This is a genomic window from Flavisolibacter ginsengiterrae DSM 18136 (assembly GCF_059568575.1).
Genome location: NZ_JCANTR010000009.1, coordinates 24463 through 41168, shown reverse-complemented (window position 1 = coordinate 41168; position 16706 = coordinate 24463). Strand labels below are relative to the sequence as shown.

Genomic DNA, 16706 nt, shown 5'->3' with positions numbered 1-16706 from the left:
TATGAAAAGATTGCTTATAAATGCCCCGGGCATGTTTGTTCTACTCCTTACTGTTTTCACGATGGGATGTAAGAAAGAAGGCAGAGACATTAACATGAATATTTCAGATGTTACACAATTCTATGCACCTAATGATAACCTGTTTGTAAAATTGGAACCAGCAACTTCTGCCAGTGTAGGATTTGAGTGGGACCAGGCAAAAGCAGAAGATGGTTCATTGGTAATGTATGAAGTTGCCTTTGATAAGGTTACCGGTGACTTTTCCAACCCAGTGTATAAGATAGCTTCAGATGGCAATGGGGTTCAGAATAAATTGACACTAAGTCATAAGGACCTGAACCGGATTGCGAATTTTGCAGGTATCAAATCGCTCGAAACCGGAAAGCTGAAATGGACTGTGCTGGCATCTAAAGGTACCAATGTTAAAAAATCAAGCCTTGTCAGAACTATTGAGGTTCAAAGACCTGCAGGATTTGCAGACATCCCGACAGAGGTTTACCTGACAGGTGATGCAACAGAAGCAGGCACTAATGTGGCAAATGCTATCAAATTGAAATCAACAGGACCTGGAACTTTTGAGATATATACTTCCCTGAAACCAGGTACCTATAATTTCGTGAACAAGACGACAGGAACATCTACTTCATACCAGGTGCAAGGTACATTCCTGAAAGAAGGTACAGCAGTTGCAAGTCCTGCAACAGGCACCCAGGTGTACAGGATTGAGCTGGACTTTAATAATGCTGCAGTTAAGCTTACTGAGATCACGAAAGTTGGTTATTGGTTTGCACCTCATAACAGTATCGATGCTGAACTTTCTTATGCTGGTGGTGGTGTTTTCCAGGCATTGAATGTTCCAATAGAATTTAAGCAGGAAGGCTGGGGAAGAGATGAGCGGTATAAATTCAGAATGACCCTTAAAGATGCAAGCGGTACAGAATTTATGGAAGACTGGGGAAGTGTGAACAGGGATAATAACCGTCCAACTGCCAGTACACCTGCAACGTGGTATAACCTGTTCAAGCATGATGTGAACCAGTGGGATTATTGCTTTAAGTTCCCTACAGAAGCAGATATGAAAAATGTTGACCTGATATTAAACTTTAAACCAGATGCACCATATAACCATGTACTGGTAATTAAATAAATTTTCCTACGTAAAAGATACCGCCATAGCTTGACACCTATTCAGCGTGTATAAGTATGGCGGTTCTTTTATTTATTTACGTATTTAATTTCCATAGGTAATGGAGATGGCTGGTAAATGGAAACAAAATTGTAAAATGATGCTTCGACAACTGATAAATACAATACTTTTTGTAGCCTGTGTGTGTATCCTTGGAACAGGTTGTAAAAAGGACTATGACCAGGGAACGGTGACCCCACCCGTTAATGGTGGTAAACCGGTAATTGACTGGGCGAAAGCTGCGGATAGCAGCACACTAAACCTGATGAATAAATTCTGGAATGCTTCCGGAAATTATTTCAATGAAAAAAATAGCAATACCAATTTCAATTACTGGCCACAGGCTCACGGGTTGGATGTATTGGTAGATGCCTATACAAGGACCGGCAATTCGATGTATAAAGATTACATGGACAAATGGTATGCTGGTGTAAATGCAAAGAATGGCAATACATTTCTTAATGAATTCTATGATGACATGGAGTGGAATGCTTTGGCTATGTTAAGAGCATATGATGCCACTGGTGATGTTAAATTCAAAACCGCTGTTGACCAGGTTTGGACTGATATCAAAACTGGTTGGAACACTACAATGGGTGGAGGTATAGCCTGGAGAAAGAGCATGCCCTACTACAAGAATACCCCTGCCAACGCACCTGCAGCCATATTGTCTGCCCGGTTGTACCAGCGGTTTAATAATGCTGCTGATCTTGACTGGTCAAAAAAGATCTATTCATGGCTAAAGGATAGTTTGTATAATAAATCTACAGGCTGGGTTTATGATGGCATGAACAGTGACAATGATGGAAAAAGGAATACCTCATGGAAGTTTACCTATAACCAGGGGACTTTTATTGGTGCCGCACTGGAATTATATAAGATCACTAACGACAATGTATATCTTACAGATGCATTGACCGCTGCTAATTTTACTTTGTCAGATAATGCACTGACTAATTTAAATGACAACCTTTTAAAAGACGAAGGTGGGGGAGATGGCGGATTATTTAAGGGTGTTTTTATCAGGTATTTTACTCAACTAACGCTGGCCCCCGGGATGCTTAGTACTGACAAGCAACGGTATGCTAATTTTATTAAGTATAATGCTGAAACGTTGTGGAATGTCGGTACGGATAAATCCTACTTGCTCTATGGTTCGTATTGGAAAACACAGCCAGGTGCTTCAACAGACCTTACAACCCAGTTAAGTGGTTCAATGTTAGTAGAAGCAGCAGCAGTTTTGAAGAAGAATAATGTTTTTTAAAAGACAATCTTCTGAACATTCAGTACCGTGTTAATATGGTGTTGGATATTGGGTCGTATTATTAAACTTTTACAATTATAAATTTATAAAAGGTAGTTTACAAGGTTTACTAAAAAAATACAGGCAATAGTTTTAAATTTCGCCTTGTTATCACCAAAGATTTTAAACAGTGATCTGATCATTTATGAGATCCTTATGAAAAGAATATCTTTAAAGGATATTGCAAAACAAGCCGGCGTGGTTCCATCCACGGTTTCATTTGTATTGAATGGAAAAGCCAAACAAATGAGGATCAGTGATGAACTGGCAGAAAAGATCAAAGCATTGATCGAGGCTGCAGGCTATCAACCACATCATACAGCCGTAAGCTTAAGAACAGGCAAAACAAAGATCCTTGGATTGATCGTGGAGGATATTTCAAATGTGTTCTTTGCTTCACTGGCTAAATCTATAGAGGATGCTGCCTATTCACTTGGCTACAGGATTGTTTATTGCAGCACAGAAAATGATCCGGAAAAAGGAAAAGAGTTGATAAGGATGCTTACACACCAACAGGTAGATGGCTACCTGATCACCCCAACACCGGGCATGGAAAATGATATTAATAACCTGATAAAGAATAATAAACCGGTTGTATTAATGGATCGTTTTTTACCAGGACTGGACGTTCCATTTACACTTGTAGACAACTATGCTGGTGTAAAATTAGGGATGGAACACCTGTTGGGAAAAGGGCATAAGAATATTGCATTTGTTACCCTTGATACACAACAGATCCAGATGTTACAACGTGAAAAAGGTTATACCGATACTTTGGAAAAACATGGCATTAAAGTAAGAAAGGAGCTGATTGAAAGAATTCCTTTTAAATGCAAACCAGAAGAAGCGATCAAAAGAGTATCAGGTTTTATTGAATCCAATCCTGGAATAGATGCCATATTCTTTGCAACGAACTACCTGGGGATGTATGGTTTGGAAAGTATCAAGAAGGCAGGACTAAAGATACCTGAAGAAATTGGCGTGATCTGTTTCGATGACCACGATATATTCAGGTTGTTCACTCCGGCAATTACTATCATTCGGCAGCCTATTGAAGAAATTGCCAAAACTGCTATTGATATGCTGGTTGGCCAATTGGAGAACAACCATATTATTTCCAGTGAATCACAGATCTACAAAGAGCCGGAGTTGATAATAAGATCTTCCACCTGATAGTTGATCAGGATTGAACGGTTATGATAGTACCTGGTAAAGACAGTTTTTTAGCAATTATCAATGAACCTTAAACATATTTAAAGGTTCTGGATTTTGAAAACATGATTTTAATTACCTTTTGACCTACGAATATTTACTATGGATTATAGTGAAATACAGGTGTTGATAGAAAAGTATTTGAACGGGCAGGCAACTGAGTCTGAAAAAAAGCTCGTAGATGCCTGGTATGATTCGTTTGAATCCAGCCCTGGTTTGACCTCGGAGTTAAGCCAGCAACTTATTAGTGACCTGCAGACAAAGGGTTTTTCTGCCATACTCCATAAATTAGATCTGAATAAAGAATAAGTGTTTTTACTGATCAAAAATAAAGATTGCAGCAAGTTAAACTCTTGCTTAGATATTTTCATTAAATTCAACCTCTAAATACGATTTGCATGCTCCCACCAAATGTATTTTATGAGCAACTGCCAGATATTGAGTTGTTTCGATTGACCCGCCAGGATGATACAAAAGCTTTTGAAGCATTGTACAAGCGCCATTGGTCTTCCTTAATAGATACAGCATACAGAAGGTTACAATCCCGCGAGAAAGCTGAGGATCTGGTACAGGATATTTTTATCAGTTTTTATCAAAAAAGACACTATTTGGAGATCACTGTATCTGTGCAAGCCTATTTGTACCAGGCATTAAAGTATAAGATTTTGAATGAGTTTCGTTCAGAAAATACCCGTAATACCTTTCAGAAGAACCTTTTTTTTAAGGATGTTTGCAAAAACGATTTTGCAAATGAAATAGAAGCCAAGGACCTCAACAAAAAAATAGATAATATTTTGGCTTCTCTGCCAGAGAAATGCAGAAGGGTATTCATTTTGAGCAGGCATGGGAACAAGACGAATAAAGATATTTCCCAGGATCTGAAGATTTCGGTAAGCACAGTTGAAAAACATATTGGGAAGGCGCTAAAAACACTCAAGTTTTTATTACCTGAATACAAGGTTTCGCATTGATTATTGAAAGACCACAATTAAACTAAAGCTGTGCTATTTTCCATGACCTCATTTATATATTTAGTGAGGCTGTCTTTTATCATTAAGACACTACGTTCTATTTTATTAATGGAAATTTCATCAAACTCCTAAGAAAGGTAAGAAGGAGTGTTTATCAACTTTCTATTACATTGAATTGCCTTGTTTGCATGAATGAAACGGGGTTATTGCATGTTTCCGCAATGTTTGGTCTTACCCAAAAATCCCAGTCTGCATCGTTAGCCCAGAAACTTTTTATTTGTTCATGCCTGCAACAGGCTCGGGACTTTTTCAAATAAAAAGCCCCGCCTCATCATGTGAAACGGGGTCTTTGTGCCCGAGACTGGATTCGAACCAGCACGCCGTTTCCAGCGCCACCACCTCAAGGTGGTGCGTCTACCAATTTCGCCACCCGGGCATTTGGAGGTGCAAGTTTAAGGGTAAATGTTCAAACTTTATCCTTTCTCTTCTCATTGGGTGGCAAATCTATTTATTTTACCAAAACAATCCGAAAAGTTGTTCCTTTTCCTGGCTCTGAGTTTTTAACTGTCAAACTTCCTTTATGATATTGTTCAACTATTCTTTTGGACAGACTTAAGCCTAATCCCCATCCTCTTTTTTTAGTAGTAAACCCTGGTTTGAAGATCTTTTGAATGTTTTGTTTGCTGATGCCCTTTCCGCTATCTGTAACGTCAATCAAAACACTGTCAGGTAATTCTTTAATATCCACAGTAATGGAACCTTTACCTTCCATGGCATCCAAACCATTTTTTAAGAGGTTTTCTATGACCCAATCAAACAACGGTGCCGATATATGTACAGGAATGCTTTCCGCTCCATTTGTGTTTATTGAAAAAGATACCCTTCCCCCGGCTCTTTTACGAATGTATTCTACCATATTTTCAACCTGGTCAATGACATCCAGACGTTCCAGTTGAGGAGTGCTTCCAATTTTACCAAATCGGTCAGATACCAGCCGTAAACGACTTACATCTTTTTCGATCTCAGGGACAAAGCTTTCCTGGCCATGTGTTTCTTTTAATATTTCTACCCATCCTTCCAGGGAAGAGACAGGGGTGCCAAGTTGATGGGCTGTTTCCTTAGCCATGCCTGCCCATACCTGGTTCTGCGTGGATCGATAGCTGCTTCGTATAGCGCCAACAGTAATGAGAATGAATAAGCCTATTATCAGCAATTGTACCAAAGGATAATACCTGACTTCATCCAAAAGGCGGCTATGTCCATAGTAGTATTTATTAATCCTGGTAGAATCCAACGGGTCGATCCACCTGATGGGGGTTCCCTGGGATTTGAACTTTTGGAGCATGTTATTCAGGTAGTTCCTGTCTTCGCGAATTTTTGCCGAATCCAGGTTTATATACTCGAATATGCTGTCTTTTTCATTTGTCCATATGATCGGTATGTCATTGTTATCCTGGATGATCTTCAAATGCAGCCGGGTATCTCCAGTGTTATTAGGATTTAATAAGGAAGTGCTTGCCTCCACCCATTCTTCCACTTTTTGGCGTTCTTCTTTTTCAATTTTCTTAGCCAGGTAGGAAGAATAGGAAATGGTTCCACTTACTATCAAAATAGCTATAAGAGCCAATAAGGTGCGCCAGTTGATCAATTGACGAAACATTCCTTAAAAATAAGTAATGAAAAATGAAGCGTAAAGTATGATTGGTTTGAAATGAGCGCTTGCTGCAGAACGTTACAGTTGATGCAACAGTTTTTTATTTGTTTGCTTCACTTATTTTTGAACGAATTATTATTCTATTGTCACTACCATCAGTAGCTATCATTATACTTAACTGGAATGGCAAATCATTTCTTGAAAAGTTTTTGCCTTCTGTTCTTTCTACTACCTATCCGGCAAAGGTCGTAGTAGCGGATAATGCATCAACCGATGATTCCCTGGCATTTTTAAGCAATCATTATCCGGATGTGCAGGTGATCAGGCTTAATAAAAATTATGGCTTTGCCAGGGGATACAATGAGGCACTTAAAGAAGTATCAGCTGAATATTATATACTGTTGAATTCTGATGTAGAAGTATCGCCAGGGTGGATAGAACCAATTATAGAATTATTTGAATCTGATGTGAATATTGGCGCCTGCCAGCCTAAAGTGCTTTCCTATAATAATAAAGATATTTTTGAGTATGCCGGGGCTGCAGGGGGCTGGATTGATAAATATGGTTATCCCTTTGCCAGGGGCAGGATATTTGACTTTTGTGAGCCAGACCATGGCCAATATGACTCTACCAAGCCAATATTCTGGGCTACAGGCGCTGCATTATTTATAAAAAGTCGATTGTTTCATGAATTGAATGGGTTCGATGAATACTTCTTTGCCCATATGGAGGAGATAGACCTTTGCTGGAGATTGCAATTATCAGGTTATAAAATATATAGTTGTCCGAAGTCAATAGTTTATCATGTGGGAGGTGGCACCCTGCCTAAAGGAGATTCCAGGAAAACATTTTTGAATTACCGCAACAACCAGATCATGTTAGCCAAAAACCTGCCATTAAAAGAAAAGTGGTGGAAGATACCTTATCGTTTAACGCTTGACCAGGTTTCTGCATTTAAAGGCCTTGTTTCAGGGGATATTGGTTATTTTAAAGCTGTAATCAAAGCGCATTTAGCTTTTTATTATTGGTGGTTATTTGTTACAAAAACTCATAAGCCAGCGATTCGAAAAAATATGAGGCAGTTGAAAGGAGTATATAACGGAAATCTTATCTGGAGTTTTTTTATTCAAAAAAGAAAGCTCTTCAGCCAGATAGTTCAAAAAGAAGATTAAAAAGAGGGCTAAATCTTTTAACAATTTGCTTTCAACCATTATTTTTGCACCACAAAATTTGAATATGGACTACCGTCAGGAAGAATACCGGGAGGAACTGGAGAAAGTACAAGACAGGGACTTTACTCATAGTTGGGTATCATCTTCTGCCTTTATCTTCTACCTTTCTGTTTTTTGTGTTCTTGCTTTTTTCTTTGGAAGCTGCTACAAATTATATAACATCCGTTATGAGAATAGTAAGCCTCAAAATGTAGTTGTCCAGGAAAGTACATTGTACACTCCAAAATATTCAGCACCAAAATAGCAGAATTTTTTTGTTGCAATAGTTTCAATACCTATTTTTGCAACCCCGTAAAGTTCTTTACATTGTTGACAAGAAGAAGTATAAGTTTCGATTGTAGAAAACGAATTGCTGACTTCAGATTGTTACAAAAGCGGAAGTAGCTCATTTGGTAGAGCACGACCTTGCCAAGGTCGGGGTGGCCGGTTCGAGCCCGGTCTTCCGCTCAGAATTTCTCCCGTAACAACGGGAGATTTTTTTTGGAGCCCTGGTGGTGGAATTGGTAGACACGCAGGACTTAAAATCCTGTGACCCGCAACGGTCGTAACGGTTCAAGTCCGTTCCGGGGCACTAAGCGACGAAAGTCGCTTTTTTCATGCTCTTTATTCAAATATTATTGCAACACTTCTCCTTGTAACAATATTAATGTAATGTTAGTAGGTGCCCGTTAGGATGCCAGGGACTTAAGTATGAGTACGATAATTTATTAAGAACTAATTAGCCTTGTTGTGGGTCTTCCTTAATAGTCTTCCTATTACCACCAGTTTTTTCCCACCAACCGATTGCACAAGCATTGATCCATTCTTTGCTCTTATACATTTACCATCATTTCTTCTGACAGCAGTGCAAAGCATTTTTTTCAATTCAGGATCTGTATTTCTATCCCCTAAATATTGATATTCCATTATGAAGAGAATGAGTATTGATACTCAATTTTTCCTGTAAGTTGTTTTTGTTTATTGTAAATAACTTCTTTGGTTTTCAGACCCTGGTTGTTAAACTGGAATCTCCAGATAAGGTAATTATCACTATTGGCCGGGACGGTTATTTTTTGAATTACCTGGTTGGCTGGTGAATATTCAAATATATATTCAGGTAATAATTTCTTCGCTTTCTTATTATAACGGACAATATCAGTTAACCGGTTATTCGCATCATAATAATAATATACAGGTTCCTCTTTGATTCCCTTCCTGGTTTCCTGTTCTTCAATTACGTTTCCGTTTTCGTCAAGCTTAAAAGTTATGAAACTGGAATCTTTCTTGTTTTTAATACGCAGCATCCCTGTAATCCTGTTGTTATTATAATTCCAAATATGCTGTTCTGTTTCTTTCGATTTGCCAGATGAATCAATGGAAGAATTGGTTATAGAAAGCAAACGACCTGAAGGATCGTAATTATATGTGGTATTGCTTACGATAATATCACTGCTATCAATTGTTTTCACTACAAGATTATTGACATCAATATAGGATAACAGGGTTGATTCGTGGGCAACATCTGACCTGGTGATTGTTTTCAACACCCTGTTAATTTCATCAAATTCCTGTTCAACATAAAAATCTTTTATAGGCGCATTGGTTTCATCGTAACTGGTAAGTACTACATGCTTTACTTTGTTTTTCAGGTAGGCCTGCATGATTCCTGAAGTTTCCCTGGTACCAATTATGTCAATATAATAGTGTTGGGAAGATGCAGTAAAATAAAAAAACAAGGATAGGGTGGCAAAAAAGGTTTTCATTGCTGATAGTTGTTTTTCCATGTCGGCAGGTATTTCAAGTTCCTTTCCGGGATATGGTTTGAATTCAAAAATAGCCAATGCTTTGAGGATTCATACAAACTATCGTTCAAGTGTACTTTTTGTAGCTATTTTTAAGAAAAATTTTGCGTGTCCCACCAATTACTACGTAAAGAGAATAATTGCTTAAACTGCGGTGCCATTGTAAATGGCCGTTTTTGCGCCAACTGCGGCCAGGAGAATTTAGAACCAAAACAAAACTTTTGGGGCCTTTTCACCCATTTTGTATATGATGTGTTTCATTTTGATGGAAAATTTTTTGAAACACTAAGGTTACTATTGTTCAGGCCTGGATTTGTTCCGAAAGAATATATTAAAGGTAAAAGACTAAGTTACCTTGACCCGATACGTATGTATCTTTTCACATCAGCTGTTTTTTTTCTTATTTTCTTTTCTATTGCAAACCCAGGTGAGGCTGTTGATATAACCAGCAGGCAACAGTTGAATAGAATGGAACGATATAATTTTGTATCAGAGACAAACAAGAAACTGAATCAAAACCCCGGTGACAGTTTATTGCGTAAGCAGATCAATCTTTTATTGGACACCTCCTATACTGTATACCTTTTAAAAGACAGTACTGGAAACATTACAGATACTACGTTCCCTGTTATTTATAAGGGTGGCAATTACCTGTTGCGGGGAAAGAAAAACAGGGATACATTCCATTCAAGTTCAGGATGGCTTGGAAGATTAATACAAGAAAAGTGGAACGTATTTAAAGAAAAGTATGGGGATGATCAAAATTCTATCGTTAAAGAATTGATCCGCTCATTTCTTCATAAACTTCCATATATCCTCTTTGTGTCTTTGCCTTTTTTTGCATTATTGCTTAAACTGCTTTACATCAGGAGAAAAGAATTTTATTATAGTGATCATGCCATATTTACTTTATACCACTATATTTTCAGCTTCCTTATTTTGTTGCTGTTTTTCATAATGAATAAAGTGGAAGAACTCTCAGGCTGGGGCTTTTTAAGTACACTGGGTATACTGATATTTTTAAGTGGCGGTCTTTATTTATTGATCGCTATGAAAAGGTTCTACGGACAATCATGGAAAAAAACGTTTGTCAAATTTTTCATTCTGAATTTGTTTGGCGTATTCTTAATGGTCATACTAATGTTTGTTTTTATCATATTTTCTTTTATTCAATTGTAATTCATGGATACCTCCAATTCAGCATTTAACGAGCTAGTGAGAATAATGGACGAGCTCAGGGAAAAATGTCCCTGGGATCGGAAACAGACTATACATACTTTAAGGCAGATGACCCTGGAAGAAACTTATGAGCTTACAGAAGCAATAACGGCCAATGACTGGAGCTCCATAAAGGAAGAACTTGGAGATTTGTTATTACATATATTATTCTATTCCAAAATAGGAGCGGAGCAGGAACAGTTTACCATAGAAGATGTTATACAGGGCATATCCCGAAAATTGATAGACAGGCATCCACATATATATGGAGATGTAAAAGTTCAAAATGATGAGGATGTAAAACGCAACTGGGAAAACCTTAAACTAAAGGAAGGTAAAAAGTCTGTACTCTCAGGAGTGCCAAGATCACTTCCGGCCCTGATCAAGTCCATGCGTTTGCAGGAAAAGGCCAGGCAGGTAGGATTCGAATGGGAAAACAAGGACCAGGTTTGGGAAAAAGTGGAGGAAGAGACCCGGGAATTGCAAGAAGCTATTAAAGAAGGTGACAAGGCAAAAATAGAGGAGGAGTTTGGAGACCTTATGTTTTCCATGGTAAACTTTGCACGATTTTTGGAAGTCGACGCTGAGAATGCTTTAGAGATCACTAATCGAAAGTTTATCCATCGATTCACCAAAATGGAAGAAAAAGCTTTATCGGCAGGCAAGGATCTTCAAAATATGACCCTTGAAGAAATGGATTCTTACTGGAATGAAATCAAACGGCAAAAAGATTGAAGTTTTCTCAACTAAATATTTTACTTCCCAAACGAACATTATTGTCACTGGCAATAGGATTGTTCCTTTTGTCTTTTATCACTGCCTATTATTTTCAAATTCAACCTTCCATTAATTACCAGCAAAAAAGACTGGAACGTTATATCCAGCAACAAGAACGGGAAGCAAGGGATGTAATAGCAGATACCGTATTGATGCGCAAGCTGGTACTGCAAACAGAATCATTAGACCAATTTAAAACGATCGAAGAAAAAAGGTTTGGCTTTTTTCTTTTTGCCGAGACCATTTCTGATAATCAAAACCTTTTGTTTTGGAACAGCCAGAAAGTATTGCCCCCCGAAACTGATTTTAGTTTAAAGGACGGCACTTATTTTCAGCACCTTACCAATGGTTACTATGTAGTGAAAAAGGTAACCCTTCACCTTGAAGGAATGACAAATAATGTCGTAGCCTATGTATTGATACCAGTGTTGAACCAGTATTACCTCGAAACAGATTACCTGATGAAAAGGTTTGTTCATGATGAAGAGGCTATCAAAAAGATTTCTTTATCTGAATCGCCGACATCCTACCCGATAGTTTCCAGTAGTAAGAAGGTTTTATTTTACATAAAAAGGGTAGCTCATACCAATGTTTCCATTACGGATACGATCACCCTTTTATTACGTATCTGTTCCTTACTATTCCTTTTGCTTTATTTGCACCTGGTAGCTGAAACCATTGTGAAGCGTAGCAGGGCTTACAAGGGAATATTCTTCTTATTGATGGTATTGATCGTGTTTCGGTCGTTACTATATTTATATCCAGGGTTATTGTCCTTGCGGCAATTTGAATTGTTCAATCCACTGATTTATGCCAGCAACTGGATAAACCGTTCACTTGGTGATCTATTGATCAATGCTATTATCCTTTGCTGGATCGTATTATTTGCCTGGTTCAATATAGGTCCCGGAGATAATTTTCCTTCGTTTATAAAGGGGAAAGGCATTTATGTAGCTGGTACACTGGCTGTTTTTATTTTGATTTTTTCAACCTTCCAATTGGCGAATGTTGTCCAGGGACTTGTGGCTAATTCAAAGATATCTTTTAATGTAACTGATTTTTTTAGTCTTGATATTTATACAGTAGTAGGATTAATTGTATTGGCCTTGCTATGCCTGTCTTATTATTATTTAAGCAGGTTGCTTTTCAGGATCATTTATCCTGCCTTTAAAGATCAGCAGGTTTATATATATTTCTTTATTGCATTAGTAGGTTTATTGTTTTTAACCTTTAGATCCGGCAATGAAATAGTTCTGTTTCATTTGCCTGTTTTATTATGGCTTATCATTTATACATGGCTGGTAAGCCAGGAGAAATTTCTTATCAACAGGTTCAGCGCCACTGTAGCTGGTGTACTCTTCTGGATCTTTGTATTTTCTGTTTCGCTGGCAGTGATCATTTTGCAGGGTAATAAGGTGAATGAACTAAGGATCAGGAAAGGTATAGCTGAAAAATATGACCAGCTTTCAGACAAGTCCAGCGAAAAGTTAATGAGCATTGCTATTACGTATCTTGATAACCGGTATTTGAGAAATAATTTTTCCAGGTTTTTTAATGATAATGAAAGCCGTTATATCAGGGATAGCATCATCAGTTCCAATTTTACGGGATATAGCAACAGGTACGATACAAAAATATATGTCTTTGATTCTTCTTTCAGATCCGTCAATAATGATGATCCAACTACATATGCTGACCTGAATACCATATTTACATTACAAAGTAAACCCACGGAAATAAAGGACCTGTATTATCATGAAACATCTTTTGATCATTTTACCTATTTGGCAAAACGGCAAATAAGAGACAGTTCTAAGGTCATTGGCTATTTTTTTATGGCTTCCACGCCAAGGCAATATGGAAATTCAGATGCGTTGTACCCCATCCTGTTCAGGTCAGTGAATAGGAATGATCCTGAGAATTCACCCATATATTCGTATGCTATTTATGTCAATAACTTACTTATTACTTCTTCGAGCAAGTATCCTTTTCAAACCTATCTGACTAATTCTCAGATTCCAGATAAAGAATTTACTCAAAGAGACAACAATGGATTTGATGAATTATGGTATAAGGCTAATAATACCAAAGTCATAGTCATAGCTAAAAAGAAAGATTCTTTACTTGAGAGCATTACTCTTTTTTCATACCTGTTTTGTGCCTTCTTGTTTATGGTTGGGTTCCTGCAATTTATTTCTTTGCTTTTGAGGGTGGCCAATAATTCCCGGAGTTTCAGTAATATTTTCCAGGTAAATATTCGCACACAAATACATGGCACCGTTATTTTTATCAGTGTGTTATCATTTTTGATCATAGGAGCTGCCACCATTTCTTTTTTTATTACCAGGTACAACAGGAATAATGAGGATAAGCTTAGTCGTACGGCCGGCATCATGGTAAAAGAAATGCAAAAGCCTATCAGGGGTAACAATTTAAGTGATTCACTTATTATAAGTGATTCATCGGCAAGGGCGAGTTTGCAAAAACTGGTAAATGAGGTGGCAGATATTCATAATGTCGATGTAAATATTTATGATCTTGATGGTAACCTTGAGGTAACTTCTGATGAGGAAGTCTATAAAAAAGGAATTTTAAGCAATAAAATGCATCCCCTTGCTTATTTCCATCTAAACCGTTTAAGAGAGGTATTAAGGGTACAGGATGAAAAGGTAAGCTCACTGAGCTATTTGAGTATTTACACCGCAGTAAGAGATGAAAAAGGCTATGTTACCAAATACCTGAACATCCCTTACTTTTCATCTCAACTGGATCTGAAACAGGAAATTTCTAATTTCCTTGTAACCATCATCAACCTCAATGCTTTCATTTTTTTGATTGCAGGCGTGATAGCATTATTCATTACCAATAAAATCACCCAGTCATTCTCAGTTATTGGTGATAAAATGAGGGATATCACACTGGGAAAAATGAATGAAGAAATCGTATGGAAAAGAAATGATGAAATTGGTGAATTGGTTAAGCAGTATAATATTATGGTTCATGAATTGGGAAAGAGCGCAGATGCCCTTGCCAAAAGTGAGAGAGAAGGGGCATGGCGGGAAATGGCCAGGCAGGTAGCCCACGAAATAAAAAACCCATTGACGCCAATGAAACTGAGCATACAGTATCTTCAGAAAGCTATCAATGGCAATAATACAAATGTAAAGGAGCTAACAGCAAATGTTGCCAATACATTGATTGAGCAGATCGATCACCTTTCTAAAATAGCTGCTGATTTTTCACAATTTGCCAATATCGGGAATAAAAAAATTGAGTTGGTGGACCTGCATCACATAATTGGCTCCCTTGTGGATCTATACCAGGCTAATCCGCGTATTAATATCAATTGGGAAAAGGTAGAGGGTAGTATCATTCTGAAAGCAGACAAGACCCATATGAACAGGCTATTCACCAACCTGATGGCCAATGCAGTGGATGCGTGTGATGAAAGAGAAATTTGTTACATACAAATTAAGGAAGAGCGCAGGGGGCATAGTATCATTTTAACCATTACTGATAATGGCGAAGGAATAGCCAGGGAAACACAGCCTAAGATATTTACGCCAAACTTTACTACCAAAACTTCAGGTACAGGCCTTGGACTCGCCATGTGTAAAAGTATCGTTGAGCAGGCTAAAGGCAATATCTGGTTTGAAACGGAAGAGGGTAGTGGCACTTCGTTTTTTGTACAGCTGCCTATTATCAGTTAATTCCTTTCAGTTTTCTCATTTTAGCCAGGTAGGCTTCAAATGCCACCAGTGAAAAGCTGCTTAGATTTTTCTCAGCGGTAAGTCCTCCTTTTTGTCCCATAAAAACACCATACTTTATGTTATGAAATTCCTCAGTTGTATGGGCATCGGGGTTAATGGAAAGCATAAGTCCTTTCTCCAATGCATATTCAATCCATCTCCAATCCATATCGAGCCTGTTGGGATTAGCATTGATCTCTATTGCCACATGATGCTCCGCACAGGCATTAATGATCATTTTATGATCAATAGGATAACCTTTTCTTCTCAATAATAATCTGCCTGTAAGATGACCCATTATGGTTGTATAGGGATTCGTGATAGCTCCCAATAACCGTTTCATTGCTTTTTCTTCATCCATATCCAGGTTGCTGTGAACAGAAGTAATTACCAGGTCAAAAGTGGATAATACCTCATTTGAATAGTCAAGAGTTCCATCCGTAAGTATGTCACATTCTATGCTCTTAAAGATTTTAAACGGAGCCAGCTTCAGATTGAGTTCATCTATGTACCTATGTTGTTCTATAATCCTTTGTTCGGATAACCCGTTTGCATAATATGCCGCCCTTGAATGGTCAGAGATCACCAGGTATTCAAATCCCAGGTCAATGAGTTCTTTTGCCATTTCTTCAATAGTATAGGCCCCATCACTCCAGTTGCTATGAGAATGTACTAGTCCTTTAACCTGGCTGGTTTGTATGAGGTTATCAAATTTTTGATGCTTGGCTCTTTCGATAACAGTTGATTTCTCTCTTAAAAATGGAGGGATATAATTTATGCCTGCATTGGAAAAGATTTCCTCTTCATTAGTTTCAGGCTCCAATGTAGTTTTCCAGGCATCAAGGAATTCTGTGCTGGCAGTGGTCTCGAATAATTTATGGTAAAATTCTTTTTCAGTAGTTATGTAAAACCTAAGTAAAAGAGTATTGTCAGCATTTAATATCAACATATTGTCCCTTTCACTTACCAGTTCAATTTGTTCGTTGATAAGATAATTTTTGAGTTCTGAGCCTGAAATGGTGGTTACCCAATCCAGTGATTCTATGATCTCTGACTGTCTCCTGAATGACCCTGAGATCTCAATGCGTTCACCAGGGAATTTGTCATTTATTTTAGCCTGGAGGGCATATGCAAAGGCCTCAACCTTAGCATATAAATACTTACCTGAATTTTGTTGTTGAAATTCTATGGATTGTAAAATGTTTTGCTGTGTCTTAGGACCAAAGCCTTTTTTAGAAGATATTCTGTCTTCTTCGCAGGCTTTCTTTAATTCATCAATTGAATCAAGGTGCATTTCCTTCCATAGCGTATGAATTTTTTTTGGACCCAGGCCTTTGATATTCATCATTTCTAAGACTCCAGGCGGTGTTTTCGATATATAATCTTTTAACTGGCTTAGTTCCCCCGATTCCAGTATCTCAACTATTTTATTCCCCACACTTTCCCCGATCCCTTTAATACTGAAGATCTTTTCTTTATTCAATTCTGCTACCTGTTGTGGAAGTTTCTCCAGGGTAAAAGCTGCGGAAGAATAACTTTTTGATTTAAACGCGTTCTCTCCATGAATATCCATTAGCTTAGAAAGAAGCGATAACTGGTCGGCAATTGTATAATTATCCATAA

General features: G+C 37.8%; 14 protein-coding genes and 3 tRNA genes. 12 read left to right on the top strand and 5 right to left on the bottom strand.

Annotated elements, in window-relative coordinates:
• Position 1 precedes the first annotated feature (1 nt).
• From BP74_RS10955 to BP74_RS10935, 5 genes are all read left to right on the top strand, one after another.
• Positions 2–1147, top strand: coding sequence for a SusE domain-containing protein (locus BP74_RS10955; RefSeq protein WP_496373997.1), 1146 nt, complete (start codon positions 2–4; stop codon positions 1145–1147).
• Positions 1148–1283: 136 nt separating this feature from the next.
• A complete protein-coding gene (locus tag BP74_RS10950; RefSeq protein WP_496373995.1) occupies positions 1284–2450 on the top strand; it encodes a glycoside hydrolase family 76 protein in 1167 nt (388 codons plus the stop codon).
• 195 nt (positions 2451–2645) lie between these two features.
• Positions 2646–3662 (top strand): LacI family DNA-binding transcriptional regulator, encoded by a 1017-nt coding sequence (locus BP74_RS10945; RefSeq protein WP_496373993.1) that lies wholly within the window; start codon positions 2646–2648, stop codon positions 3660–3662.
• A 141-nt stretch (positions 3663–3803) separates the two neighbouring features.
• Positions 3804–4010, top strand: a complete 207-nt coding sequence (locus tag BP74_RS10940) for a hypothetical protein (RefSeq protein WP_496373991.1) — start codon at positions 3804–3806, stop codon at positions 4008–4010.
• 89 nt (positions 4011–4099) lie between these two features.
• On the top strand, positions 4100–4672 hold the full coding sequence (locus BP74_RS10935; protein ID WP_496373989.1) for an RNA polymerase sigma-70 factor: 573 nt from the start codon (positions 4100–4102) through the stop codon (positions 4670–4672).
• Positions 4673–5024: 352 nt separating this feature from the next.
• Here the strand turns inward: BP74_RS10935 and BP74_RS10930 are convergent.
• A tRNA-Leu gene (locus tag BP74_RS10930) sits at positions 5025–5108 on the bottom strand.
• A gap of 72 nt (positions 5109–5180) precedes the next feature.
• A complete protein-coding gene (locus BP74_RS10925) occupies positions 5181–6332 on the bottom strand; it encodes a sensor histidine kinase (RefSeq protein WP_496373987.1) in 1152 nt (383 codons plus the stop codon).
• 59 nt (positions 6333–6391) lie between these two features.
• Here BP74_RS10925 and BP74_RS10920 point away from each other — a divergent pair, with 59 nt between their 5' ends.
• The 4 genes from BP74_RS10920 (at position 6392) to BP74_RS10905 (ending at position 8129) form a co-directional block, all read left to right on the top strand.
• Positions 6392–7498, top strand: coding sequence for a glycosyltransferase family 2 protein (locus tag BP74_RS10920; protein WP_496373985.1), 1107 nt, complete (start codon positions 6392–6394; stop codon positions 7496–7498).
• A 64-nt stretch (positions 7499–7562) separates the two neighbouring features.
• Positions 7563–7802: a hypothetical protein gene (locus tag BP74_RS10915; RefSeq protein ID WP_496373983.1), complete on the top strand. Its 240-nt coding sequence runs from the start codon at positions 7563–7565 to the stop codon at positions 7800–7802.
• A gap of 130 nt (positions 7803–7932) precedes the next feature.
• Positions 7933–8005 (top strand) — tRNA-Gly (locus BP74_RS10910).
• Between the two features lie 38 nt (positions 8006–8043).
• A tRNA-Leu gene (locus BP74_RS10905) sits at positions 8044–8129 on the top strand.
• Positions 8130–8272: 143 nt separating this feature from the next.
• On the opposite strand, the gene BP74_RS10900 is transcribed toward BP74_RS10905, so the two are convergent.
• Complete coding sequence (locus BP74_RS10900; RefSeq protein WP_496373982.1) at positions 8273–8464, bottom strand: hypothetical protein; 192 nt, start codon at positions 8462–8464, stop codon at positions 8273–8275.
• Complete coding sequence (locus BP74_RS10895) at positions 8464–9300, bottom strand: hypothetical protein (protein WP_496373980.1); 837 nt, start codon at positions 9298–9300, stop codon at positions 8464–8466. Before BP74_RS10895 ends, BP74_RS10900 begins: the two co-directional genes overlap by 1 nt.
• Before the next feature lie 147 nt (positions 9301–9447).
• On the opposite strand from BP74_RS10895, the gene BP74_RS10890 reads away from it, so the two are divergent.
• Genes BP74_RS10890 through BP74_RS10880 form a run of 3 tightly spaced genes read left to right on the top strand, consistent with a single transcriptional unit; the run spans position 9448 to position 15044 of the window.
• Positions 9448–10518, top strand: a complete 1071-nt coding sequence (locus BP74_RS10890; RefSeq protein ID WP_496373978.1) for a DUF3667 domain-containing protein — start codon at positions 9448–9450, stop codon at positions 10516–10518.
• Positions 10519–10521: 3 nt separating this feature from the next.
• Positions 10522–11292, top strand: a complete 771-nt coding sequence (gene mazG / locus BP74_RS10885) for a nucleoside triphosphate pyrophosphohydrolase (RefSeq protein ID WP_496373976.1) — start codon at positions 10522–10524, stop codon at positions 11290–11292.
• Entirely contained in the window at positions 11289–15044 is a 3756-nt protein-coding gene (locus BP74_RS10880) for an ATP-binding protein (RefSeq protein WP_496373974.1), read from the top strand. Before mazG ends, BP74_RS10880 begins: the two co-directional genes overlap by 4 nt.
• On the opposite strand, the gene BP74_RS10875 is transcribed toward BP74_RS10880, so the two are convergent.
• On the bottom strand, positions 15037–16704 hold the full coding sequence (locus BP74_RS10875; protein WP_496373972.1) for a helix-hairpin-helix domain-containing protein: 1668 nt from the start codon (positions 16702–16704) through the stop codon (positions 15037–15039). The genes BP74_RS10880 and BP74_RS10875 overlap by 8 nt on opposite strands.
• Positions 16705–16706 lie beyond the last annotated feature (2 nt).